Source organism: Ferrovibrio sp. GW821-FHT12E11, assembly GCF_058806975.1.
Map to the genome: position 1 here is coordinate 3,314,381 of NZ_JBXAQG010000001.1, position 24,986 is coordinate 3,339,366.

23 protein-coding genes are annotated in these 24,986 nt (G+C 61.3%); 19 read left to right on the forward strand and 4 right to left on the reverse strand.

Annotated features, from left to right (window positions below; genetic code table 11):
- Window positions 1–7: 7 nt before the first annotated feature.
- Genes AC1ROT_RS16455 through AC1ROT_RS16480 form a run of 6 tightly spaced genes read left to right on the forward strand, consistent with a single transcriptional unit; the run spans window position 8 to window position 5,819 of the window.
- On the forward strand, window positions 8–766 hold the full coding sequence (locus AC1ROT_RS16455; RefSeq protein ID WP_493000263.1) for an SDR family oxidoreductase: 759 nt from the start codon (window positions 8–10) through the stop codon (window positions 764–766).
- Entirely contained in the window at window positions 744–1,574 is an 831-nt protein-coding gene (locus AC1ROT_RS16460; protein ID WP_493000264.1) for an alpha/beta fold hydrolase, read from the forward strand. Before AC1ROT_RS16455 ends, AC1ROT_RS16460 begins: the two co-directional genes overlap by 23 nt.
- Entirely contained in the window at window positions 1,564–2,427 is an 864-nt protein-coding gene (locus tag AC1ROT_RS16465; protein ID WP_493000266.1) for an IclR family transcriptional regulator, read from the forward strand. The genes AC1ROT_RS16460 and AC1ROT_RS16465 overlap by 11 nt, the downstream gene beginning before the upstream one ends.
- Entirely contained in the window at window positions 2,420–4,066 is a 1,647-nt protein-coding gene (locus AC1ROT_RS16470) for a thiamine pyrophosphate-binding protein (RefSeq protein WP_493000268.1), read from the forward strand. Before AC1ROT_RS16465 ends, AC1ROT_RS16470 begins: the two co-directional genes overlap by 8 nt.
- On the forward strand, window positions 4,066–4,869 hold the full coding sequence (locus AC1ROT_RS16475) for an aspartate dehydrogenase (protein ID WP_493000270.1): 804 nt from the start codon (window positions 4,066–4,068) through the stop codon (window positions 4,867–4,869). Before AC1ROT_RS16470 ends, AC1ROT_RS16475 begins: the two co-directional genes overlap by 1 nt.
- A 17-nt stretch (window positions 4,870–4,886) precedes the next feature.
- Window positions 4,887–5,819, forward strand: coding sequence for a VOC family protein (locus AC1ROT_RS16480; protein ID WP_493000272.1), 933 nt, complete (start codon window positions 4,887–4,889; stop codon window positions 5,817–5,819).
- 9 nt (window positions 5,820–5,828) lie between these two features.
- Here AC1ROT_RS16480 and AC1ROT_RS16485 read toward each other — a convergent pair whose 3' ends face one another.
- The 4 genes from AC1ROT_RS16485 to AC1ROT_RS16500 are packed head-to-tail and all read right to left on the reverse strand — an operon-like array spanning window position 5,829 to window position 11,026.
- Complete coding sequence (locus AC1ROT_RS16485; protein ID WP_493000274.1) at window positions 5,829–7,358, reverse strand: UxaA family hydrolase; 1,530 nt, start codon at window positions 7,356–7,358, stop codon at window positions 5,829–5,831.
- A gap of 29 nt (window positions 7,359–7,387) precedes the next feature.
- Entirely contained in the window at window positions 7,388–8,560 is a 1,173-nt protein-coding gene (locus tag AC1ROT_RS16490) for a fumarylacetoacetate hydrolase family protein (RefSeq protein ID WP_493000276.1), read from the reverse strand.
- A complete protein-coding gene (locus tag AC1ROT_RS16495; protein WP_493000277.1) occupies window positions 8,553–9,980 on the reverse strand; it encodes an amidase in 1,428 nt (475 codons plus the stop codon). Before AC1ROT_RS16495 ends, AC1ROT_RS16490 begins: the two co-directional genes overlap by 8 nt.
- Before the next feature lie 8 nt (window positions 9,981–9,988).
- Window positions 9,989–11,026, reverse strand: a complete 1,038-nt coding sequence (locus AC1ROT_RS16500) for a LacI family DNA-binding transcriptional regulator (RefSeq protein WP_493000279.1) — start codon at window positions 11,024–11,026, stop codon at window positions 9,989–9,991.
- A gap of 286 nt (window positions 11,027–11,312) precedes the next feature.
- On the opposite strand from AC1ROT_RS16500, the gene AC1ROT_RS16505 reads away from it, so the two are divergent.
- The 13 genes from AC1ROT_RS16505 to AC1ROT_RS16565 all read left to right on the forward strand — a co-directional run bounded on the left by AC1ROT_RS16505 (window position 11,313) and on the right by AC1ROT_RS16565 (window position 24,956).
- Window positions 11,313–12,254 (forward strand): ABC transporter permease, encoded by a 942-nt coding sequence (locus AC1ROT_RS16505; protein ID WP_492971472.1) that lies wholly within the window; start codon window positions 11,313–11,315, stop codon window positions 12,252–12,254.
- A 68-nt stretch (window positions 12,255–12,322) separates the two neighbouring features.
- Entirely contained in the window at window positions 12,323–13,144 is an 822-nt protein-coding gene (locus AC1ROT_RS16510) for an ABC transporter permease (protein ID WP_493000280.1), read from the forward strand.
- A 4-nt stretch (window positions 13,145–13,148) separates the two neighbouring features.
- Entirely contained in the window at window positions 13,149–14,162 is a 1,014-nt protein-coding gene (locus AC1ROT_RS16515) for an ABC transporter ATP-binding protein (RefSeq protein ID WP_493000282.1), read from the forward strand.
- Entirely contained in the window at window positions 14,159–15,136 is a 978-nt protein-coding gene (locus AC1ROT_RS16520) for an ABC transporter ATP-binding protein (RefSeq protein ID WP_493000283.1), read from the forward strand. The genes AC1ROT_RS16515 and AC1ROT_RS16520 overlap by 4 nt, the downstream gene beginning before the upstream one ends.
- Before the next feature lie 92 nt (window positions 15,137–15,228).
- Window positions 15,229–16,755 carry an ABC transporter substrate-binding protein gene (locus AC1ROT_RS16525; RefSeq protein ID WP_493000285.1) on the forward strand — a complete coding sequence of 509 codons (1,527 nt, stop codon included), beginning with the start codon at window positions 15,229–15,231 and terminating at the stop codon, window positions 16,753–16,755.
- Between the two features lie 65 nt (window positions 16,756–16,820).
- Window positions 16,821–17,270, forward strand: coding sequence for an RbsD/FucU family protein (locus tag AC1ROT_RS16530; protein ID WP_493000286.1), 450 nt, complete (start codon window positions 16,821–16,823; stop codon window positions 17,268–17,270).
- Window positions 17,260–18,297: an aldo/keto reductase gene (locus AC1ROT_RS16535; protein WP_493000288.1), complete on the forward strand. Its 1,038-nt coding sequence runs from the start codon at window positions 17,260–17,262 to the stop codon at window positions 18,295–18,297. Before AC1ROT_RS16530 ends, AC1ROT_RS16535 begins: the two co-directional genes overlap by 11 nt.
- Window positions 18,298–18,302: 5 nt before the next feature.
- Window positions 18,303–19,145: an amidohydrolase family protein gene (locus tag AC1ROT_RS16540; RefSeq protein ID WP_493000289.1), complete on the forward strand. Its 843-nt coding sequence runs from the start codon at window positions 18,303–18,305 to the stop codon at window positions 19,143–19,145.
- A 206-nt stretch (window positions 19,146–19,351) separates the two neighbouring features.
- On the forward strand, window positions 19,352–20,560 hold the full coding sequence (locus AC1ROT_RS16545) for a diaminopropionate ammonia-lyase (RefSeq protein WP_493000291.1): 1,209 nt from the start codon (window positions 19,352–19,354) through the stop codon (window positions 20,558–20,560).
- Between the two features lies 1 nt (window position 20,561).
- The gene (locus AC1ROT_RS16550; protein WP_493000292.1) at window positions 20,562–21,497 is read left to right on the forward strand and encodes an N-carbamoyl-D-amino-acid hydrolase; all 936 of its coding nucleotides are present in this window, start codon (window positions 20,562–20,564) and stop codon (window positions 21,495–21,497) included.
- Entirely contained in the window at window positions 21,494–21,751 is a 258-nt protein-coding gene (locus AC1ROT_RS16555; protein ID WP_493000294.1) for a hypothetical protein, read from the forward strand. The genes AC1ROT_RS16550 and AC1ROT_RS16555 overlap by 4 nt, the downstream gene beginning before the upstream one ends.
- Window positions 21,748–23,172, forward strand: coding sequence for an amidase (locus tag AC1ROT_RS16560; protein ID WP_493000295.1), 1,425 nt, complete (start codon window positions 21,748–21,750; stop codon window positions 23,170–23,172). The genes AC1ROT_RS16555 and AC1ROT_RS16560 overlap by 4 nt, the downstream gene beginning before the upstream one ends.
- Window positions 23,173–23,342: 170 nt before the next feature.
- On the forward strand, window positions 23,343–24,956 hold the full coding sequence (locus AC1ROT_RS16565) for an ABC transporter substrate-binding protein (RefSeq protein WP_493000297.1): 1,614 nt from the start codon (window positions 23,343–23,345) through the stop codon (window positions 24,954–24,956).
- The last annotated feature ends 30 nt before the right edge of the window (window positions 24,957–24,986 follow it).

The following is a 24,986-nucleotide window of genomic DNA, read 5'->3' on the forward strand; positions in this document are numbered from 1 at the left end:
AGAACAGATGACCCTGCGGGATCGCACCATCGTGGTGACCGGCGCCGGGCGCGGGCTGGGCAAGGCTTTTGCCGAAGCCTGCGCTGCCGCCGGGGCAGCCCGCATTGTCGTCGCCGACCTGAATGCTGAATGGGGGGAGGCGACCGCCGATACCCTGCGCAAGGCCGGCGTGGATGCGGCCTTCCTGAAGGTCGATCTGGCCGATCCAGTCTCGATTTCCGCCTTCGGCGAGGCTGTGAAGACCCGCTACGGCCATATCGACGGCCTGGTCAACAATGCCGCCATCGCCACCGGGATCGGCGGCAAGACCTTCGAGGAAATCGATATCGAGACCTGGGATCGGGTGATGGGCGTAAATGTGCGCGGCACCTGGCTAATGGTGAAGGCGCTGGCGCCATTGCTGCGACAGTCGAAAGCTGGCGGGCGGATCGTCAACCTCGCGTCCGATACCGCGCTCTGGGGTGCGCCGCGCCTGCTGCATTACGTGTCCAGCAAAGGCGCGATCATCAGCATGACGCGCTCGCTGGCGCGTGAACTGGGGCCGGATCGCATTGCGGTCAACGCCATCGCACCCGGCTTGGTGCTGGTGGAAGCCACGGAATATGTACCGGAGGAGCGCAAGCGCCTCTATGTGGACGGACGCGCCATGCCGCGCGCCCAGATGCCCGAGGATGTTACCGGAGCTGTCGTTTACCTGCTGGGTGACGGCGCCGGCTTCGTCACCGGCCAACTCTTGCCTGTCAATGGCGGCTTTGTCTTCCATTGAGCCGCGCATCGCGGCCATCGGCGACGCTCGGATTTCCTATCTGGAAGCCGGGCGCGGGACGCCGCTTGTGCTACTGCATGGCATCGGCTCAGCTTCGCGGTCCTGGCGCAACCAGCTGGGCGACCTGTCCGACCGTTTCCGCGTGATCGCCTGGGATGCGCCGGGCTATGGCCAGTCGACACCGCTTGCGGCTGATATGCCCGATGCTGGCAGCTATGGCGCGGCGCTGAACGGTTTCCTCGATGCCCTCGGTATCGGGCGCTGCCATCTGGTTGGCCATTCGCTCGGCACCTTGATCGCGTCGCGGTTCGCCGCCGAGCATCAGGATCGCATCCAGACGCTCACGCTCAGCAGCATTGCCATCGGCCATGCCAACCTGCCGGCCGAAGAGCGCGACCGCCTGCTGAACAGCCGGCTCGACGATATGAACACCATGGGCGCACGGGCCATGGCCGAGAAGCGCGCTCCGCGCCTGCTGGGGCCGGATGCCACACCAGAGATGCGCCAGGTGGTGATCGATGCCATGGCGCTGGTCCAGATGCCAGGCTATGGCCAGGCCTCGCGGATGCTGTCCGGTGGTAACGCCCTGGCCGATATCGCCTGCCTGCCGGGCGCGATGCCGATGCAGATCATTTATGGCGACAGCGACGTGATCACGCCGCCGGCAGCCAACCAGCGTGCGGCAGCATTGCGGCCGCAGGCACCGGTCCATGTCATTCCCGGCGCAGGGCATGCGCTGTATCTCGAAAAGCCAGAACGCTTCACCGGCATTCTGGCGCAATTCGCGGAGGCCCATGATGAGCGCTGATCGCATTCCGCAGGGAAAATATGTAGTGCCGGCCTTGGCGCAGGGACTGGCCGTGCTGTCGCTGTTCTCGCGCCAGCGGCCGAGCCTGACCGCACCGGATATCGCGCAGGAGTTGCAGCTGCCGCGCTCCACGGTCTTCCGCCTGCTGCATACCCTGCAATCGATGGGTTTCGTGCGCCGTGAGGCAGATGAGCGACATTACAAGCTCGGTCCGGCGATTCTGGGGCATGGTTTCGAATACCTGGCTTCGCTCGATATCGTCGAGGCCGCCCAGCCGATCCTGCAGCGCCTGCGCGATGAAACCGGCCTGTCGGCCCATATGGCGGTCGCCGATGGCCGCGAGATCGTCTATGTGGCGCGCTACCCGGCGCGCACCACGATTTCCAGCACGGTGAATATCGGCACGCGGTTCCCCATCCATGCCACCGTGATGGGACGGATGCTGCTAATCGACCATGATGACGCTGCTCTGCAGCAGCTGTTTCCGGAAGATAGCATGCCGCGCTACAGCGAGCAGACGCCGACAACGGTGTCAGCCCTCAAGGATGTGCTGAACGAGGACCGTAGCCGCGGCTATGCCACCAGCCAGTCCTTTTTCGAGCGCGGCGTCAGCTCGGTGGCGGCGCCGGTGCGCGATGGCGCCGGCCGGATCGTGGCGGCGATCAACATCACCGCTGTCGATGCCTATATCGATACCGCCGCCATGCATGGCGGCCTGAAAGACTCGATCTTGCAAGCCGCCACTGAGATAACCCAGTGGATCCGCGGCGAGGCGCCGCGCCACCCCCAACCGCTGCCGGTGGCTGAATCCAAGCCGGCTGCCAAGACCATCAGAGAGTCGCTTCATGTCTGAACAGATCACTGTCGGCGAGCTGACAGCCCGTTTCCTCGAGGCCTGTGGTGTCGATACCGCCTTCGGCGTCATCTCGATCCACAACATGCCGATCCTGGATGCTTTCGGCCAGCGCAACACCATCCGCTTCGTGCCGAGCCGGGGCGAGGCGGGTGCGGTCAACATGGCCGATGCCTTTGCCCGCGTGCGTGGTCATCTGGGCGTGGCGATCACCAGCACCGGCACGGCGGCGGGGAATGCTGCCGGCGCCATGGTGGAGGCGCAGACCGCCGGTACGCCGCTGCTGCACCTCACCGGCCAGATCGAGTGCGCCTATCTCGACAAGCGCTGGAGCTACATCCACGAAGCGACCGACCAGCCCGGCATGCTGAAGGCCGTGTCGAAGGCCTTTTTCCGCGTCTGGTCGCCGGAGACGGCATTGGGCACCCTGCAGGAAGCTGTGCGCGTGGCGCTGACCGCGCCGACCGGTCCGGTCAGCGTGGAAATTCCTATCGATGTGCAGGAAGCGCTGGTCGACCTGCCGGCGCAACTGGGGCCCGTGCCGGTGCCGGTGGCGCAGCCTGATCCGGCCGCGCTGGATGCATTTGCAGACAAACTGGCCAATGCCAAGCGCCCGCTGATCTGGGCCGGTGGCGGTGCGCGGCATGCGGCGGCGGAGATCAAGGCACTGGCGGATCTTGGCTTTGCGGTTGTCACCAGTGTGCAGGGCCGTGGCGTGCTGCCGGAAGACGACGCCCGCACCCTGGGTGCTTTCAACCTGTCCCCGCCGGTCGAAGCCTTTTACGCCAACTGCGACGCCATGCTGGTCGTGGGGTCGCGTCTGCGCGGCAACGAGACCCTGAAATATACTCTGCGCCTGCCCAAACCGCTGCTGCAGATCGACGCCGACCCGATGGCCCACGGCCGCGGCTATACCGCCGACCTGTTCATGACCGCCGATGCCAAGGCGGCGCTTGCCGGCTTGGTGTCGCGTCTCAGCGGTCGGCTGCAGATCGATCCGACTTTTGCGAAAGACACGAAGGCCGCACGGGACGAAGCGGAAATCCAGCTCCGCAAAGGTCTCGGACCCTATGAAAAGCTGGTCGATGCCCTGCAGAAGGCCGTGCCGCGCGACTATGTCTGGGTGCGCGACGTGACGGTGTCGAACAGCACCTGGGGCAACCGGATGCTGAAGCTGTTCGATCCGCGCAACGGCGTGCATGCATTGGGCGGTGGCATCGGCATGGGCGCTGCGATGGGCGTCGGCGCCTCCGTCGGCGCCAAGGGCCGCAAGATCGTGGTGCTGTCTGGCGATGGTGGCCTGATGCTCTGTGTCGGCGAGCTGGCGACGGCGGCGCAGGAAAAGGCTGACATGCTGCTGATCGTGATGAATGATCGCGGCTATGGCGTGATCCGCAATATCCAGGATGCCAAGTTCGGTGGCCGCAAGTATTACGTCGATCTCCACACGCCATCCTTCCCCGATCTGGCACGAAGCCTCGGCTGGAAGCACACCCTGCTGAACGACATCGGCAAGGTGGAGGCCGCGCTGGCGCAGGCAATGACCGAAACCGGGCCGCGGATGATCGAGGTCGATATGGTGGCGATCGGTCCTTATGCCAGCGCCTTTGCCGGCCCGCCGGTACGCAAGGCCTCGTAATGGCCGGTCTGCCGCAGATCTTGCTGATCGGCCACGGCGCAATCGCGGCCGAAGTGCGCGCCGCGGCAAAGCGGACTGGGCTATTCTCGGTCGGCGCGGTGCTGGTGCGTCCGGAGCGGGTTGCCGCCATTCAGGCCGAGCTGCCGGATCTGCGGGTGATTGACAACCTGGACGATCTGGCTTTCACGCCGGCCCTGGCGGCGGAATGCGCCAGCCATTCGGCTGTGAAAGCCTATGGCCCGGCATTGCTCAGGCGCGGCATCGACCTGGTGGTGGCCTCTATCGGGGCTCTTGGCGATGACGCGCTGCTGGCTGCGTTGGAAAGCGCAGCGCGGCAGGGCGAGGCAAAGCTGATCCTGCCGGCTGGCGCGGTACCGGGCATCGATGCCCTGAACGCAGCCCTGGTTGGCGGACTGGATCGGGTTTCCTATATATCCCGCAAGCCGCCGGGTGCCTGGAAGGGTACGCCGGCAGAGCAGGCGGTCGATCTGGATGAACTGAAGCAGGCGGCAATCTTCTATACCGGTACGGCCCGTGCGGCGGCGCGCGATTACCCGAAGAACGCCAATGTCGCCGCCACAGTGGCACTGGCGGGGCTCGGGCTTGATGCAACGGAAGTTCGCATGATCGCTGATCCGGGCGTACAGGCGAATATCCATGAGATCGAGGCGCAGGGCGCGTTCGGCGAGATGCATCTGGTGATCAAGGGCAAGCCGCTGAAGGGCAACCCCAAGACCTCGTCGCTGGCGGCTTACAGCACAGTGCGGGCGATCCTCAATCGCCTGCGGCCCGTGCAGATCTGAGTTCAAGGAGTAGCAGGATGTCGATTCTGGGTGTGGATGGCGTCGTATACGGCGTCGAGGATATGGCGCTCTGCCGTCGCTTCTTTGCTGACTGGGGCCTGACGGAAACGACCGATGGCCGTTTCGAGACCCTGGACGGCTGCACGGTGGAACTGCGTGCGGCTGTCGATCCCGGGCTGTCGCCGGCTTTCGAAACCGGTCCGACCCTGCGCGAAGGCATCTGGGGCATCGATACTGCGGCGAACCTTCAGGCACTGGAATCCAGGCTAAAGGCAGCCGGCATTGCCCTGACCAAGCGTCCGGACGGTTTCGCCTGTGTCGATCCCTGTGGCCTGGCGATCTCGTTCCGTGTCAGCCGACGCCGCAAGGTGCAGGTCACCGGCGCTGCCAGCAATACCATCGACCAGCATCGCCGTATCGACACGCCGAGCCCGATCTACCAGCGGGCAGAGCCGGTGAATATCGGCCATTACGTGCTGTTCGTGCCCGAGATCGAACCGATGCAGAAATTCTACATCGAAACGCTCGGCTTCCATTTGTCCGACAGCTATCCGGGCACCGGCCTGTTCTTGCGCTGCAACGCCGAGGGTGGGCACCACAATCTTTTCCTGCTGAAGAGTCCGAACGGCAAGGCCGGCATCAACCATGTCGCCTTCACGGTGCGTGACTTCCACGAAGTGATTGGCGGCGGCATGTATATCAACCGCCAGGCCTGGGAGACGCAGCTCGGGCCGGGCCGGCATCCGATCTCTTCAGCTTTCTTCTGGTATGTGAAGAATCCGGCCGGCGGTCTGGTCGAATATTACACCGACGAGGATTACCTGACCGAGAAGTGGCAGCCGCGCGAATTCGAGAAGAAGCCGGAAATCTTTGCCGAATGGGCGGTCGCCGGCGGCATCGATGGCGAAACGCGGCGTCAGAAGGCCAAGGACAGCGCCTCGGCCCACTGATCTACGCCGTTACATCGTCGCGCCGATCTGCCACGGCACGAATTCGGCATCGCCAAAGCCGAGCTCTTCGCTTTTGGACGGCTTGCCGGATGCCACGTCGATGATCTTGTCGAAAATCTTCTGACCCATATCCGGGACGCTGATGCCTTCATCCAGTACGGCACCACAATTGATGTCCATGTCCTCTTCCATGCGGCGATACATGGCCGAGTTGGTCGCCAGCTTGATCGAGGGCACCGGCTTGGCACCGAACACTGAGCCGCGACCGGTGGTGAAGCAGATAATATTGCCGCCGCCGGCGATTTGTCCGGTAGCCGAGCAAGGGTCGTAGCCGGGCGTGTCCATGAAGACGAAGCCCTTGGTATCCACTGGCTCGGCATATTTGTAGACGCCGCGCAGGTTGGTGGTGCCGCCCTTGGCCGCCGCACCCAGCGACTTTTCCAGGATGGTGGTCAGGCCGCCCTTCTTGTTGCCGGGCGACGGATTGTTGTCCATCGAGCCGCCGTTGCGCTCGCAATAACCTTCCCACCAGCGGATCCGTTCGATCAGCTTTTCGCCGATGGCAGGATTTTCTGCGCGGCGGGTCAGAAGATGCTCCGCGCCATAGATTTCCGGTGTCTCGCTCAGGATGGCCGTGCCGCCATGGCGGACCAGCAGGTCGGCTGCCGCCCCCAGTGCCGGATTGGCGGTGATGCCGGAATAGCCGTCCGAACCGCCGCATTGCAGGCAGAGTGTCAGGTGCGAGGCCGGCACGGTCTGGCGCTGGATGGCGTTGGCGGCCGGCAGCATATCCTTCAACTGGGCGACGCCGCGCTCCACGGTCTTACGCGTGCCGCCGCTGTCCTGGATGGTCATGCTCTGCAGGCGCGGACTGTGCTTCAGGCCCTGCGCTTCCATCATGAAATCGATCTGGGCCACTTCGCAGCCCAGGCCGAGCATCAGGACGCCGGCGAAGTTCACATGCTGGGCATAGCCCCAGAGCGTGCGCTGCAGGTTGCTATAGCCTTCGCCCGTATCCGCCATGCCGCAGCCCGTGCCATGCACGATGGCGACCACGCCGTCGACATTGGGATAATCACGCAGTGCGTCACCCTTGAAGGCGTCAGCGATATAGCGTGCCACTGTAGCTGAACAGTTGACGCTGGTGATGACGCCCAGATAGTTGCGCGTGCCAGCGCGGCCATTCTCACGCATATAGCCCTCGAATGTAGCCTGCTGGCCATCGGGGAAATACAGCGTCGGGCGCATGTCAGCGCCATAGGCATAATCACGGCTGAAATCGCCCATGACCATGTTCTGGGTATGCACATGCTGCCCGGGCTCGATCGGCATGGAGGCGAAGCCGATAATCTGGTTGTACTTGCGCACCGCTTCGCCTTGGCCGATCGGCGCAGTGGCCACCTTATGGCCCGCAGGGATGATGCTGCGGCAAGTGACGTTACCGCCTTCCACGCTCATGCCGGGCTGCATCTCGCTGCGCGCCACAACCACATTGTCATTTTCGTTCAGACGTATCACCGTCGAGACACGATCCAGCATACAGCCCTCCCACGACTTTGACCGGCAGTTTAACGCAACAGGCCGCGCTGTGCGAGGTTGCGCATCAGTGCACGACTGCCGAACGACCATGGCGGAAGCCGGTCGCAGAAATCTACCCGGTTGACCAGCCCACCAAGCCGGGGTGACCGGATAGTGACGATATCGCCGGGTTTGTGTGTGAAGCCCATGCCGGGTGCATCGCGATCCTGGATTGGCGCAAACATCGTGCCGGTGAACAGCATGGCGCCGTCCGGATATTGATGGCTGCTGCCGAAAGCCTGTTCGGCCAGATCAAGCGGGTCACGACTGATTTTGGCCAGATGTGAACTGGCTTCCAGGCGGAAATTGTCCCGTCCTTCTATCACTAGGATGACCTCCACACGACGGAGGTCATCCAGCGTGAAATGGTTATCGAACAGTCGGATGAACGGGCCGATGGCCGAGGATGCGTTGTTGTCCTTTGCTCGGCCTAGCAGCAAAGCGCTACGGCCTTCCACGTCGCGCAGGTTCACGTCGTTGCCGAGTGTGGCGCCGACGATCTGTCCCTTGCTGTTCAGAGCGAGGACGACTTCCGGTTCTGGGTTGTTCCAGGTCGATTCCGGATGGATCCCGACGTCCATGCCTGTACCAACAGATGCCATCGGCTGGCACTTGGTGAAGATTTCTGCATCGGGGCCGATGCCGACCTCCAGATACTGCGACCAAGCCCCCCGCTTGATCAGGGTTTCGCGTAGACGCATGGCCTCCGGCGAACCGGGTTTGATGCGGGCCAATTCTCCGCCCATGGCGGCGGCGATCTCGGCGCGTACGGCTTCGGCGCGGCTGGCGTCGCCGCGAATCTGTTCCTCGATGACGCGTTCGATCAGGCTATCGGCGAAAGTGACGCCAGCGGCTTTCACCGCCTGCAGATCACAGGGCGCCAGCAGATAGGGCGCTGTCTGCGTAGCCGTATTGGCAAGCAGGTCGGCGAGCCGGCCGATCACCGGAGCAGCCTTGGCCGCTTTTGCCACGTCGGCTGCCGGATTGTCCCGGTCGAGCAGTTCGCTGCTGGTCGCGGCCAGTGCAGAAAGATCCACAACATCTTCGCCGCGCAATGTCGCGACGACGGGGCCTGCCGGGTTGCCCTTGGTCCAGGCCCGTCCGACCAGTGTGGCCTGGTCATGATCTTCAGGCAGGCAGGCGGCGAGAACGGTATCACGCATGGATAGTGTCCTGATCGGCGGAAACGGGAGCACGAGGATCAATGATATTGAGCGGCAGGGCGAGCAGTTTTTCGATCCATGCTGCGGTGCGAAACAACTGGGCTTCCGAACGCGGCCGGCCAATGATCTGTACGCCGAATGGCAGACCGGCCTTAGAGAAACCGACCGGCAATGCCAGAACCGGACAGCCCAGTAGCGACGTGATGGCGGTAATTGCGATCCAGTCGATATAGCTCTGCTGGGGCTGGCCATCGATTTCGGTCAGCCAGCGCTGGGATACCGGGAAGGGCAGGGCGGTCACGCTGGGTGTGATCAGGACATCGTGGTCCTGGAGGAATGCGATCACGCGGCGATACATCTCGGCGCGATAACGTTCTGCCGCACCGGTATCCGAAACCGACTGCTGCAGGCCACGCTCAATATCGCTCATCACTTCCGGCGTGAACCGGCTGCGATGACGTGCGAGGAACGGCTCCCAGGTGGTAACATAGGCAGCCCCACGCAACGTCAGCAGGGCGGAGAGCGCGCCGGTAAAATCCGGACTGTCGCGGTGTACCTGAACGCCACTGGATTCCAGTTGCTTTACGAAGCGGCCGCCGAGATTCCGGACCTCGTCCTGCATGGGCAGGCAGCCGAGATCGTCGGACCATGCCACGCGCAGCGGTTTTGAAGGCTGACGGGCATGGCCGAGAAAAGGGCCGTCGTCGGACGGAGCCGATACCGGATCGGTGGCATCGAAGCCGACCATGGCGTCGAAGAAAAGAGCAAGGTCGCTGACATCACGGGCCATCGGGCCGTCGACGAAAATCATCTCAAACGGATTGAGCGCGCTACGGCGGGGCACGCGACCGAGCGACGGGCGCAGGCCGGCAACGCCACAGAAACTGGCCGGAATGCGCAGCGAACCGCCGGCATCGTTGCCATGGCCGAGCCAGACCTGGCCGGTGGCGAGCGCCACGGCCGATCCGCCGGTGGAGCCGCCGCAGGTCAGTGCCGTGTTCCAGGGATTGCGCGTCGTACCTAGCACGGCATTGGTAGTATTGGCGCCGCCTAGTTCGGAGAGATTGGATTTTCCAATCGGGATACCGCCATTGCGCTCGATCAGTGCAATCGTCCGGTCGGACTGCATGGCGACGCGATCAGAAAAAATGGGCGTGCCGCCGGTGGAGCGCACGCCGCCCACATCGGCATTGTCCTTGATCACGCAAGGAATACCGCCGAGCAGTGTACTGGCAGGATTAAGGCTCTCTGCCTGTTCGCGGGCCCGCTCGAAGCAGTGGGTCGGCACGGCATTCACCATCCCGTCCGTGGCTTCAATGCGGTGGATGGAGGCTTCCACGAGGTCAATCGGCTTGATTTCGCGCCGATGCAGTAAGTCGTGGACGGCAACAGCGGACAGCTTGATCAGATCGTTACTCATGTTGACCTTCAACGGACCAGGTCGACTGGCGCCAACGAGGATAACGGCGCCGCACAGGATTCACGGATGGCTAGCTTGGACTCCAGCACATGCAGGCTGCCGGTCCCCTGGCGACTCCCCGAAATACGATCCATCAGCAGGCTGACCGCGGTTTCCCCCATTTCGCGTACCGGCTGGGCCACTGTGGTCAGGCGGGGGCGGAACACATCGGCCCAGGGAAAATCATCGATGCTGATGACCGAGACGTCGTCCGGGCAGCGCAGACCCAGATCGCTTAAAGCCCGCATCATGCCGATGGCCATGAGATTGTTGGCCGCGAACAGGGCGGTCGGCGGTTGCGACAGGCGCATCAGAGTTACAGTGGCGTCATGCCCCTGTTGCTCACGGAACCCTGCTTCAAAGACCAGCGCCGGGTCGAAGGGCAGGCCGCTGGCATGCAAGGCCTCGCGGTAACCACGCTGACGGTCTGCGCCGGTGGTGACACTGGCTGGGCCAGAGATCAGGCCAATGCGGCGATGGCCGCGGCGGATCAGATGCTCTGTCGCCTGGTAAGCAGCAAGACGGTTGTCCAACACCACAGCATCGAAACCGAAGCCCTCGAAGGCGCGGTCGACCAGCACGATGGGAAAGCGCATCTGTGACAGCAAAGCCGTGCGACTAAGCGAGGCTTCACCGGTGGTGGCAAGGATCACGCCGTCCACCCATTGCGAGCGTAGAACCTGCAGATGTTTTTCCTCGCGGGCCGGTTCCTCGTTGCTGTTGCATAGCAGGACGGAATAACCACGCTGGCTGGCCAGCACCTCAACCGCCTGGACCAGTTCGGTGAAGAAGGGGTTGGTGATATCGGCGACGATCAGGCCGATCAGCCCGCTGGACTGTTTGCGCAGACTGCGTGCCGCTGCACGTGGCGCGTATTGCAGGGTTTCGACAGCTTTGAGCACCCTGGTCCGCAATTCGTCACTGACCCGGTTGGGGTCGTTGATCGCATTGGACACTGTTGCCACCGAAACTTCGGCCAGTCGTGCCACATCGCGGATTGTCGCCATGATCCTGCTCAGATTGAAACGTTTAATATATGCATTAAGTTATGGCAGAGGCCTCTAGGGCTGACAAGAGGTTGCATCCATACGCGGCCGGGAACATGCATTAATACTGCAATAGCGAAGGATTTTGCTGCATCGCAAGATGCGCCATCCTGTCAAAATTCTGAATCGCTCTTGCCAAAGCAAATCGAATCTGGCACAGGTTTGTAAAACGTTTTACATAATGCCGCATGGCGGTGCTGGAGGGAACGGTGGTTGCGCAGTATGGGGCTTTGACCATGGAGGCGGCATGATTGGCTATCTGCTGCGCCGGGTATTGGCCACAATTCCGGTGCTGGGGCTGGTGGCAGTATTCGTTTTCCTGCTGCTGCAGATGACCCCGGGCGACCCGGCCATCGTGATTGCCGGTGATTACGCCACCACGCAGCAGATCGAAGCGATCCGCCAGCAACTGGGACTCGATCGCCCGGTGCTGGAGCAGATGGTCGGCTGGTTCGGCCGTCTGGCCCAGGGAGATCTCGGCACCTCGATCTTCTCGCGTCTGCCGGTAACCAGTCTCATCGCCCAGCGCATAGAGCCGACGGCGCTGCTGACCCTGTACACCATCCTGCTTTCAGTCGCTTTTGCAATTCCGCTGGGCGTTCTTGCTGCCTATCGCGCAGGCGGATGGGTTGACCGTGCCGTCATGGGCTTTGCCGTACTGGGATTCTCCACGCCGGTTTTCGTGGTCGGCTTTCTGCTCGCATATGTCTTCGCGCTGACACTTGGCTGGTTCCCGACCCAGGGCTATGCCCCTTTGAAAGACGGCTTGTTCGGCTCCCTGCGCAGCCTGACTCTGCCGGCAATAACGCTGGCGCTGCTTTACGCAGCTTTGCTGGCGCGGGTTACACGCGCCAGCGTATTGGAAGTGCTGGCGGAGGATTATGTGCGTACCGCTCATGCCAAGGGGTTGGCACCGCAGCCGGTCCTCGTCGGCCATGCTCTGAAGAATGCTGCCGTGCCAATCGTTACGGTGATTGGTGTCGGTGTTGCGGCGCTGCTGGGTGGTGTCGTGGTCACCGAGACCGTGTTCAATATCCCGGGTCTTGGCCGGTTGACGGCCGACGCGATTTTGCGCCGCGACTATCCGGTGGTGCAGGGGCTGATCCTGCTGTTTGCGGCCGTCTACGTGGTAATCAATCTGTTGGTCGACCTGAGCTATATGCTCTTCGACCCGCGGATCCGGTACTAGTCATGACCGTTAGTGATACCGTTGGCCCTGCCGCTGCTCCTGCCTGGATGCGTCGGGCTAACCATGTCGTGGCGTTTCTGCGTCGTCACCCGATCATCCTGTTCGGCGCTTTGGCACTGCTGGCTCTGATCGCAGTCGCGGCTGCAGCGCCTTATCTGTTGCCGGATCCGAAGTCGATCAACCCGATCTATCGGTTGCGCCCCCCGGGCGAGGACTACTGGTTCGGTACCGATCACCTTGGCCGGTCGATCCTGTCCCGCACCCTTCACGGTACCCGCGTCTCGCTGTCAGTGGGCACTCTGGTCGCAGTGCTGGTTACCATTCTTGGGGTAACAATCGGCCTGGTCTCCGGTTTTCTGCGGCGACTGGATGGCATCGTGATGCGGATCATGGATGGCATTATGGCCATACCGGGTGTTCTGCTGGCCATAGCATTGATGTCGCTGTTTGGCTCCAGCTTGCAGAATGTGGTGATCGCCATCAGCATTCCGGAAATCCCGCGCATGGCGCGCCTGGTGCGAAGCGCTGTCCTTAGTATTCGTGAGCAGCACTATATCGACGCTGCCATTACCAACGGTACTCGCCTGCCCCGACTGCTGCTGCGGCATGTGCTGCCTAATACTGTTGCCTCGGTTCTGGTGCAGGCAACTTATGTCTTTGCCTCGGCGATGATCCTGGAGGCCGTGCTGTCTTTCCTTGGCGCCGGTACGCCGCCGGAAGTGCCCAGCTGGGGCAACATGATGGCGGAGGGGCGGCAATACCTGCAACGCGCCCCTTGGATCGTGGCGTTTCCCGGCGTGTTCCTGGCGCTGCTCGTACTGATGGTCAATCTGGTGGGCGATGCGCTGCGAGACGCTCTCGATCCCCGCCTCGCGCGCCGGCAGGGCTGAGACCATGACACGTCACATTCAACCCCTGCTGACCGTCGAAAACCTTACGGTATCGTTTGAGCTGCCGCATGGCACGTTGCCAGTGGTGCGTGATCTTTCTTTCACGGTCGATCACGGGGAAACCCTTTGCCTGGTTGGCGAAAGCGGCTGCGGCAAAAGCATCACGGCGCTGGCCCTTCTACGGCTGCTGCCAAAACGCATCGCCCGCATCACCGCTGGTCGGATCATGTTCGACGGTGTGGACCTGACGACGCTGGATGAGCCGGCCATGCGTCGCATCCGAGGCAATCGGATTGCGATGATTTTTCAGGAGCCGATGACGTCGCTGAACCCGGTTTTGACCATCGGACGGCAGATTGGCGAAGTGCTGCGCCTGCATCAGGGGTTGACGCGTCATGAAGCAGACGAAAAGGTGGTGCGTCTGCTGGAGCAGGTGCGAATCCCGGATGCCAGGCGGCGCTTGCGCCAGTACCCCCATCAACTCTCCGGCGGTATGCGTCAACGCGTCATGATCGCCATGGCTTTGGCCTGCAGTCCGCAATTGCTGATCGCGGATGAGCCGACCACCGCTCTCGATGTAACCATCCAGGCGCAGATTCTGGCGTTGCTGGATGAAATTCGTACCGAAACCGGCGCGGCCGTCATCATGATCACGCATGATCTTGGCGTCGTTGCCGAGGTTGCGAACCGCGTCATGGTTCTTTATGCCGGTCGCAGTGTCGAGACTGCTGCCGTGAACGACCTGTTCGATGCACCTTGTCACCCTTATACCCGCGGGCTGATGGATTCTGTGCCGCGTCTGGCACTGCACCGTACCGCCTCGGATCGTCTGCGTGAAATCCCGGGTATGGTCCCGTCGCCCTTTGACATGCCATCCGGTTGCAGCTTTGCGCCACGCTGCGACCGAGCCGACGATGCGTGCCGTGTTACACCCGAACTTCTGCCCAACGGCAGCGGGCATGCCACTGCCTGCTGGCATGCAACGGTTCCCGGACAGCGGAAGGCCGTCGCACAATGACAACTGTCCTTGAAGTTCGTGGTCTGGTCAAACATTACCCGTTCCGCCGCGGGTGGTTCGGGCGTGGCGAAACCGGTGCCGTGAAAGCGGTCGATGGTGTTTCCTTCATCATCCCGCGTGGAGAAACCTTGGCACTGGTGGGTGAAAGCGGTTGCGGTAAATCCACCGTTGCCAAACTGATCCTGCGCCTTGTCACGCCAACCGCGGGCGCCGTCCTGCTTGATGACACCGATCTGGGTGATCTTGACGGCGAAAGTCTGCGGCAGGCACGCAGACGTATTCAGATGGTATTCCAGGATCCGTTCGCTTCGCTCAACCCGCGACTTTCGGCTTCCGAGATTGTTGCGGAACCCCTGATCAACTATGGCATTGACGATGGTGCGGGTCGTGCGCGAACGGTTGATGCCTTATTCGACCGTGTCGGCTTGGCCGGCTATCAGCGCGACCGTTTCCCGCATCAGTTCTCCGGCGGCCAGAGGCAACGGCTCGGCATCGCACGGGCGCTTGCGCTGAATCCGTCTCTGGTTGTGGCCGATGAGCCGGTTTCGGCACTGGATGTTTCAGTGCAGGCGCAGATTTTGAACCTGCTTGCCGACCTGCAGCGCGACCTTGGTCTATCCTATCTGTTCATCAGTCATGACCTGGGGGTCGTGGAATATATCAGCACGACTGTTGCAGTGATGTATCTGGGTGCCATCGTCGAGATGGCGCCGCGGCAACGCTTCTTTTCCGCTGCGGCGCACCCGTATTCGAGAGCTTTGCTGGAGGCCGTACCATCGCCGGATCCCCGCGCCCGTCGTAAGCGCAGCCTGCTGGAAGGCGAAGTGCCAAGCGCCAGCGCTCTGCCAAGCGGGTGCCGCTTCCGTACGCGATGCTCGCGCGCAACCTCGGTCTGTGCTGAAGCGCCGCCGCCGTTGATCGAACTGGCGCCACAGCATCGCGTTGCCTGTCATCACCCGATCGTTTCACCATGAAGTCAGTAAAACAAACGCAGATAAACAGAGGGAGGAATCTTATGAAAAACGCTTTCAAATGGCGGGGCCTCGCATTTGCGGCTGCGGCTGCAATGCTCCTGCAAACCGGACTGGCGGCAGCGCAGGGCAATGTCCTGCGCATCCGGCCGTTCGGCGATCTCAAGGGGATCGATCCGATCGTTAATTCCGACTACATGGCGCGTAATCATGGCTACATGATTTACGACACGCTGTTTGCCATGGATGAAAAACTGGCGATCAAGCCGCAGATGCTGGAAAAGTATGAGGTCAGCACGGATGCCATGACCTGGACCTTTGTGCTGCGCGATGGCCTGAAGTTCCACGACGGTCAGGCCGTAACGGCGAAGGATGTGGTCGCTTCTCTGCAGCGTTGGGGCCAGCGCGACGGCCTGGGCCAGCAGCTGATGACGAATACCGCAACCCTTGAGGCCGCCGACAGCAAGACAGTCAAGCTGGTGCTCAAGCAGAAATGGGGCCTGGTGCTGGATGCGCTGAGCAAGCCCAGCTCGAATGTTCCGTTCATCATGCCGGAACGTATCGCCAAGACGCCGGCGACGGAGTCACTCACCGACCCGGTTGGTTCGGGGCCGTTCATCATGAAAAAGGATGAATGGGTGCCTGGTTCCAAGGTCGTTTACATCCGCAATCCGGATTATAAGGCACGCAGCGAGCCGGCTTCGGGTCTCGCCGGTGGCAAGCAGGCCAATGTCGACCGAGTCGAGTGGCTTTATATGGCCGATGCGCAGACGGCACTGAATGCTCTGCAGGCCGGTGAAGTCGATATCTTCGAGGAAGTACCGCCGGATATGCTTGGCCTTCTGGCCAAGAACAACAAAGTCAAAGTGCTGCCGCAGGATTCGCTCGGTGTGCAGGTGGTATTCCGTATGAATAGCCTGCAGCCTCCGTTCAACAATCCGAAAATCCGGCAGGCCATTCGCTACATGGTCGATCAGAACATTTTCCTGCGCGCCTATGTGGAAGATCCCAAGCTGTATAAGGACTGCCCGTCTTTCTACATGTGCACCTCGCCCTATTACACGGATGCCGGCTGGGTAAAACAGGATCTGGCCAAGGCCCGGCAGCTGGTGAAAGAAGCTAATTATGATGGTTCGCCGGTGGTGGTGCTCCATGGCACCGAGGCTGGGATCACCAACACCTTCAGTTCGGTGGCCGAGCAGCTGATGCGCGACATCGGCCTGAAGGTCGAGCCACAGTCGATGGATTGGGGCACGCTGACGGCGCGGCGCACCAGCAAGAAGGCGATGAATGAAGGTGGCTGGTCGTTGTTCATTTCGGCGCCTACCGGTGCGGATATGATGGATCCGCTTGGCCATCTCGGCCTGCGTTCCAACTGCGACGCGGCCTGGTTCGGCTGGCCCTGCGACGAGCAGATCGAAAAGATGCGGAGCGAGTTCGCCGTGACGCCTGACCTGGCCAAGCGTCAGGAAATCGCCAAGGCATTGCAGCTGCGAGCGGAAGAAACTGTACCCTATGTTCCGCTCGGCCAGCTATCGCTGGTGCGCGGTGTTTCCACCAAAGTGGATGGCATTCTGAACGCTGCCATTCCGGTTTATTGGAATATCAAGAAGAGCAATTGAGCCATCGGAAGCCTGCCGGGCTGGAGTCAGTCCGGCAGGCGACCGGCCAACAAGTGAGCCTTTTCATGTTGCTGGGTATCCCGACTGTTATTGATGCCGATCTTTTACATACCCTGGCCAGCATGGGCCACGGGGATGAACTGGTATTGGCGGATGCGAATTTCCCCGCGGCTCGATTGGCGCGGCGGCTTATGCCGGCGGCTGGTGTTGACGTATCGCGTCTGGCCGAAGCGATTCTGAAATTACTGCCGTTGGACGATTTTGTGCCGTCACCCCTCGCACTTATGCAGCCGGTCAGGCCACAGGATCAGGATGCTCCGGCCCTGAAGGATCTGACCCAGCTTTTGGCACGGATCGTTCCGGGTTTTGCTGTGGAGCAAGTGAAGCGTGAAGAGTTTTATGACCGTTCCGCCAGAGCATTTGCGATTGTCGCCACAGGAGACGCACGACCGTATGCCAATTTGATTATCAAGAAGGGTGTGATCGCCCAAGGCAAGCCGGGTTATGTCGCTTGAACTGATGCAGGATCATCGTGTGGAGCGTCGCAGGGCATTGGGTCGGACGGCTCTGACGCTGACCGGGTTGGGGTTGGGCGGGGCACCGCTTGGTAACCTTTATCGGACTGTCGATACCACAGAAGCGATGACCGTGGTTCGGGCCGCCCATGATCGTGGCATTCGTTACTTTGATACGGCACCGCTTTATGGCAGCGGGCTCAGCGAAAGCCGGATGGGCCATGCTCTTTCAGGTATTCCGCGCGGCGACTATGTGCTTTCGAGCAAGGTCGGCTGGCTGCTGGATGACGATGCCAGTATCCGGCAGGACGGACCTTATGTCGGACTGCAGGGCAAGCGCCGCCGGTGCGATTACAGCGCCGATGGGGTCAAACGTTCGCTGGATGCCAGCCTGCAAAGATTGGGCGTCGATCGGATCGATATTGTTTATATCCACGATCTTGATACAGCCTGTCACGGGGAAGCTCTGCCACGGCGCTATCGTGAAGCGATGGATGGCGCTTACGTGGCCCTGGCCGAGTTGCGCCGCCAGGGTTTGATCGGGGCCATTGGTCTCGGGGTCAATGAATGGCAGATATGCGAACAAGCCATGCAACATGCCGATTTTGACTGCTTTCTGCTCGCGGGTCGATATTCGCTGCTTGACCAGTCGGCACTGGCAAGCTTTCTGCCGGCCTGTCAGCAGCGGCAGATCGGCGTCGTGATCGGGGGACCTTACAATTCCGGTATCTTGGCAAGCGGCCCAGTCCCGGGTGCGTATTACGATTATTTACCGGCTTCGGCGGCTATTCTGGAACGTGCGGCGCAGTTGGAAGCGCTGTGCCACCGTTACCATGTTTCACTCGCGGCGGCCGCTATTCAGTTTCCGGCATTCCACCCGGCCGTGGTCTCTGTCGTGCCGGGAGCAAGAAGCGCTGAAGAAATTACCTTGAACATCGAGCTGTATGAACAGCCCATTCCGGTGGCGTTGTGGGCCGAATTCAAGGCCGCAGATCTGTTACCGCATGATGCGCCGGTACCGGTGTAAGGGTCATGCTCCGGATCGACGCGCATCAGCATTACTGGCAATTGCATCGCAGCGACTATGCCTGGATGAATAACGCGCATGCAAAAATACGTCGCGATTTCATGCCAGCGGATCTGGCGCCGCAGTTGGTGTCGGCGGGCATAACCGGCACGGTTCTGGTCCAAGCCGACAATACGGCCCGCGAAACCGACCTGCTGCTGGAAATCGCTGCTGCAACGCCCTCAGTTCGGGGTGTGGTGGGCTGGGTCGACTTCACAGCCAGGAATGCCATTGCCGAAGTCGACCGCCGCGCGGCCGAACCTGCTCTGCGTGGCCTGCGACCCATGCTGGAATTCATCGACGATCCGAACTGGATTCTGCAGGCGCAATTCGACCCGGTGTTTCGCGCCATGATCCGGCACGGTCTGTGCTTCGACGCCCTGATCCATCCTCAGCATCTGGGCATAATAGAAACTCTGGCATGCCGCTATCCTGATCTAAAGCTGGTGATTGATCATGCTGCCAAGCCAAAGATCGCGCATTGGAAGGCGGCGCCGGCAGGCGCAGAGACTTGGAGCGCCGGCCTGCAGGCTCTGGCCCGACATCCGCAGGTCTGCTGCAAATTCTCCGGCCTGCTAACGGAAGCAGGCCTCGACTGGCAGGTTGCCGACCTGATGCCATACCTGATCGTGCTGCGTGACCTGTTCGGGCCCGAACGCCTGATCTGGGGCAGTGATTGGCCGGTCATGACGCTGGCCGGCGGCTATGCTGACTGGCTCAGGGTCAGCGACGAGGTTCTGGGTGTTCTGAACGCGAGCGAACAGGCAGCCATCTATGGCGGCAATGCCGTGAGGTTCTACGGGCTTTAGCCGTGGGCTTGCCCTGACCTTGATCGCGTGTCTAAAGTGACCGTCGCAAAGATGAAAAGTTTTTCTCCCGCTTGACGATGCTGGCGAGGTGCGCTTGCTATGGAGGCGCTTGCATAACGTTTAAGCAGGGCGATGAACCGGTTGTCATTATTGATCCGCTGCCGGGCGGCTTTCAGTTTGGCAGATAACTTGCTTGATCGAAAACCATGTCCATTGAATGTTTCGTCAATCCGCGTTGCCAGACCGGCAAGCCATACCCCGACCATCTGAAAGCCATACAATCTCTGGCAGCTCATGATGCTGCGCGCAGCGAGATTGCGTCCTGGCCATCCTACGCGCTGACGCCGTTGCATGACCTTAAAGGCCTGGCAGCTTCGCATGGCCTTGGCGCGATCTGGTATAAAGACGAGGGTGGCCGATTTGGTCTGGGCAGCTTCAAGGCCCTGGGCGGTGCCTATGCGGTGATGCGTCAACTGCAGCGTATCATCGCATCGACAATCGGGCGGAGTCCGTCCGATATCAGCAGTGACGATCTTCTGTCCGGGCGGTATCGTGATGTTGTCGCCAGCGTCACGGTAGCCTGTGCCACGGATGGCAATCATGGGCGTTCGGTTGCCTGGGGGGCATCGCTGTTCGGCTGCGCCTGTGTCATCTACATCCACGCTCTGGTCAGTCCCGGTCGTGAGGCGGCAATTTCGTCCTACGGTGCACGTGTGGTACGGACGCGCGGCAATTACGATGACAGCGTGCGTCAGGCCCAGCAGGATGCCACAGCGAATGGATGGATTGTCATTTCGGATACCTCCTATCCCGGCTATCGAGATATTCCGCGCGATGTGATGCAGGGCTATTCGATCATGGTAGGGGAAGCGCTGGCGCAATGCCCGGATAAACCGACGCATGTCTTCGTTCAGGGCGGGGTCGGTGGCCTGGCGGCTGCCGCGCTGGCCTATTTATGGGAAAGCGATGCAGATCACCCTGTTTTCGTGGTCGTCGAACCAGATAACGCCGATTGCCTGTATCACAGTGCTCGGGCCGGCCGGCCAGTCACGGTTGAAGGCAGGCTGGATACCATCATGGCGGGCCTGGCCTGTGGCGAGGTATCGCTGATTGCCTGGGATATTCTGTCGATTGGCGCGCATGCATTCATGACCATTGGCGATGAATCAGCCGTTGCGTTGATGCGGCTGTTGGCTGCGCCGACTGCTGCTGATGTGCCGGTTGTTGCTGGTGAGTCCGCGGTTGCCGGTTTGGCGGGGGCACTGGCAGTACGATCTGTCCCGGGGATGACTGCAGCCTTGCAGCTTGATGCGACGTCCCGCGTTTTGGTTTTTGGCAGCGAGGGGGCTACTGATCCGACACTCTATGAACAAATCGTCGGGCGATCGGCAGAAGCCGTGCAGGGGAGGCTGTGATATGGCGCGTCTGGTAACCGTTGGCGCGGCGCAGCTTGGTCCGATTGCTCGCAACGACACGCGTGCACAGGTGATAGAGCGTCTGATCGCCCATCTGCGCGAGGCGGCACGGATGGGTTGCGATTTGGTGGTTTTCCCCGAACTGGCTTTGACAACATTCTTCCCGCGCTGGTTCATGGCCGATCAGGCAGAGATTGATGCGTTTTTCGAACGCCGTATGCCGGGTCCGGAAACGCAGCCGCTGTTCGGTGAGGCGCGCCGCCTCGGTTTGGGATTCTCTCTTGGCTATGCCGAACTCACCGAGCAGGATGGCCAGATTCGGCGTTACAACACATCGATTCTGGTCGATAAGGTCGGCGCCATTATTGGTAAATACAGGAAAGTGCATTTGCCCGGTCATGCCGAGCATGAGTCCTGGCGCCAATTCCAGCATCTGGAGAAGCGGTATTTCGATATCAGCGACACCGGATTCCAGGTGTGGCGAGCCTTTGGCGGCATTCTTGGCATGTGCATCTGCAATGACCGACGCTGGCCGGAAACCTATCGGGTTATGGGCCTCCAGGGTGCTGAGATGATCCTGCTTGGCTATAATACGCCGGCACATAACCCACCGGCTCCGGATCACGATGCCCATTCCCTGTTTCATAACCAGCTGGTGATGCAGGCAGGCGCCTATCAGAATGGCTGCTGGGTCGTCGGCGTGGCCAAGGCCGGCAACGAAGAAGGGGTGCCGATGATCGGCGGGACGCAGATCATCGCGCCATCGGGCATGACGGTGGCCGCGACCCGGGGGGACGGCGACGAGCTGGCTGTGGCCGTCTGTGACCTTGATGCCTGCGCCAGCTACAAGAATACCACATTCAACTTTGCGGCCCATCGCATGCCGCAGCATTATGGGCTGATCACTGCGCGCAAGGGAGCCGAGCCACCGCCATGAAACCCAAGAAGGCTGTCGTTACACCGATCACTCCGGCGGCAAAGCCGGCCGCGGCCCTGCAGCCGCCACTGGTCGCTGGCCTGTTTGCCGAGGCTGGTGTGCAATTGCGCCCCGGCCGCGCCGATATCATCGCCGGCAGCCTTGGTCTTGCCGTCGCCAAATTCCGCACTGTGGCCCACAAGCTTGCCTTTGAGCGCGAGCCGGGCCTGTTTCCTTCGGCGGCTGCCGAAAGCAAGAAAGTCTCGCGCAAATGAACAAGAAGCTGCCAGGTGACTCGCTGATCAATCTGGGTCTGGCCGAAGCCGCCCGCGCCGTCGCCAAGGGACAGGTGACATCCCAGGCCCTGACCGAAGCCAGCCTTGCGCGCATCGCCGAATGGCAGCCGAAGGTGAATGCCTTTCTCAAGCTGGAGGCCGAAGTCGCACTGAAGGCGGCCAAAGCTGTCGACCGTGCCCGCAAGCGCGGCGCTAAGCTGGGCCGGTTGGCCGGTGTGCCACTGGCACACAAGGATATGTATTTCCGGGCGGGCAAGGAAAGCAGTTGCGGTTCAGCCATCCGCCGGCACTGGAAAGCCACAGAGACAGCGACTGCGTTGCAGCGACTGGATGCGGAAGGCGCGCTCGATCTTGGTCGTCTCAATATGGCCGAGTTCGCCTTCGGCCCGACCGGTCACAACTATCACTATAGCCATGCCCATAACCCCTGGAATACCGACCGTATCACGGGTGGATCGTCCAGTGGGTCTGCCGCCGCCGTGGCAGCGCGCATGGTTTTTGGTGCATTGGGCTCCGATACCGGTGGTTCAATTCGCCAGCCGGCGCATTATTGCGGCCTTGTCGGAATGAAACCGACCTGGGGGCGGGTCAGTCGCGCGGCTGCCATGCCGCTCAGCTATTCGCTTGATACGGTCGGGCCGCTGACCCGGCGGGTGGAAGACAGCGCACTGCTGATGGAGATTCTGGCCGGCGCGGATCCGCGCGACCCGACCGCCAGTAACCGGCCGGTCGATGCCTATGTGAAGGCCGTGCAGTCGGGCGCTGTCCGTGGTCTGAAACTGGCTGTGCCGCGCCGTTATTTCTGGGACAAGCTGAACAAGCCGAGCGCCGAATGCCTGGAGGCTGTCCTCAAGACATTTGCCAAGCTGGGCGTGAAAATCATCGAGATGACGCCACCGGACATGGAGATGATCACGGCGGCATCTTTTGTCATGGTTTCCGCCGAGGCGGCGGCCCTGCATGCGCCATGGCTGCGGACGCGCCCCAGTCTGTACAGTGACCAAGTGCGCGGTCGTCTGGAGAATGGGCTTGCTCTCAGCGCCGTGGATTACATCGATTCACAGCGCTGGCGCAGCGAGGCGACGGCCGCTTTCCTGCAGGCGATGGGGGGAGCCGATGCGGTCTTTGCCCCGGTGGCCGATAAACCGGCGCCGACACTGGAAGAGACCGATGTAGCCGGCAAACCGGAGGCAGCCAAGACGATTGCCTCGCTGACCCGATTGACCCGGCCAATCAATTATCTCGGCCTGCCGGCCATGACCGTGCCTGCGGGTTTCGTCCGCGGCGGCCTCCCGGTTGGTTTCCAGCTGATCGGCAAGCCTTTTGACGAGGCGACGCTGTACCGTCTGGGCGGGGCATATGAAGCGAAGCAGCCGACCTATGAGAGGTTGCCTCGTTAACTGTTCATGACTACTTCCCCGGCAGAGGCACTGCTTAATTTAAAGGCAGATTTTGGCTTCAGATAAGCATCAGCCGCTGCCGGGGTTGTTTGTGCACACAGAATCAACTCTTTCGCCTGTGGCACGGACCTTGCGTCTTCGCTCCTATCGTCCAACCTGGGGTGAAGGTCATGGTCTCCAAAAAAGTTGCTCCCAAAGTTCTCGGCCTGCTGGCCGCCGCTGCATTATGCGGACTGACCGGCATGCAGGCACAGGCGCAGGGTGTCCTGCGCATCGGTATGACGGCCTCCGATATTCCGCTGACCACCGGCCAGACCGACAATGGCGGTGAAGGCATGCGCTTCATGGGCTATACGGTCTATGACTCGCTGATCAATTGGGATTTGAGCAAGTTCGACAAGCCCTCCGACCTGACGCCGGGTCTGGCGGAAAGCTGGGGCGTCGATGCCACGGACAAGACCAAGTGGACCTTCAAGCTCCGCCCGGGCGTCAAATTCCATGATGGCAGCGAATGGACGTCTGAAGTCGCCGTCTGGAATTTCGAAAAGCTGCTGAACAAGGATGCGCCGCAATTCGATCCGCGGCAGTCGGCGCAGGGCCGCTCGCGCATTCCCGCCATTGCCAGCTACAAGGCTGTCGACAAGCTGACGCTGGAAATCATCACCAAGGCGCCGGATGCCACGCTGCCCTATCAGCTGGCCTGGATCATGTTCTCGTCCAAGGCGCAGTTCGAGAAGGTGAAAACCTGGGACGAATTCGCCAAGACTCCGTCGGGCACCGGCCCCTGGAAACTGGCTGCTTTCGTGCCGCGCGAACGCGCCGAACTGGTGCCAAACCCGGATTACTGGGACAAGGCCCGCGTGCCAAAATTAGAAAAGATGGTGCTGCTGCCGCTGCCGGAGCCCAATGCCCGCGTTGCTGCGCTGCGCTCCGGCCAGGTCGACTGGATCGAGGCGCCGGCACCGGACACGGTCGCGTCGCTGAAAAGCAGCGGTTTCACTATCATCACGAATGCCTATCCGCATAACTGGACCTGGCATCTGTCGCGTGCCGAGGGTTCGCCCTGGAACGACATTCGCGTGCGCAAGGCCGCCAACCTGGCGGTTGACCGTGAAGGCATGAAAGAACTGCTGAGCGGCCTGATGATCCCGGCCACCGGATTCTTCCCGCCGGGGCACCAGTGGTTCGGCAATCCCAGTTTCAAGGTCAAGACCGATTTGGCCGAAGCCAAGAAGCTGATGAAAGAGGCCGGTTATAGCCCCGAAAAGCCGCTGACCGCCAAGGTGCTGATCTCGCCCTCGGGTTCGGGCCAGATGCTGCCGCTGCCGATGAACGAATTCGTCCAGCAGAACCTGGCTGAAATCGGTCTCAAGGTGGACTTCGAAGTGGTCGAGTGGAATACGCTGATCAACATCTGGCGTGCGGGTTCCAAGCATGAGAGCTCGCGCGGCGGCACGGCGATGAACTACAGCTATTTCATCCAGGACCCCTTCACGGGCGTGATCCGCCATCTGCAGTGCAATCTGGCGCCGCCGGCCGGCACCAACTGGGGGCATTATTGCGATCCTGATATGGACAAGCTGTTCGACGAAGTGCGCAACACCTTCGACTCGAATGCCCAGACCAAGGTGATGCAGAAGATTCATGAAAAGTATGTGGATGATGCCATCTTCCTGATGATCACCCATGATGTGAATCCGCGTGCCATGACCTCGAAGGTCAAGGGTTTCGTGCAGGCGCAGAACTGGTTCCAGGACTTCTCACCGATCTCGATAACCAAGTGAGTTGACGGCCGGCCCTGACCAGCAGGGCCG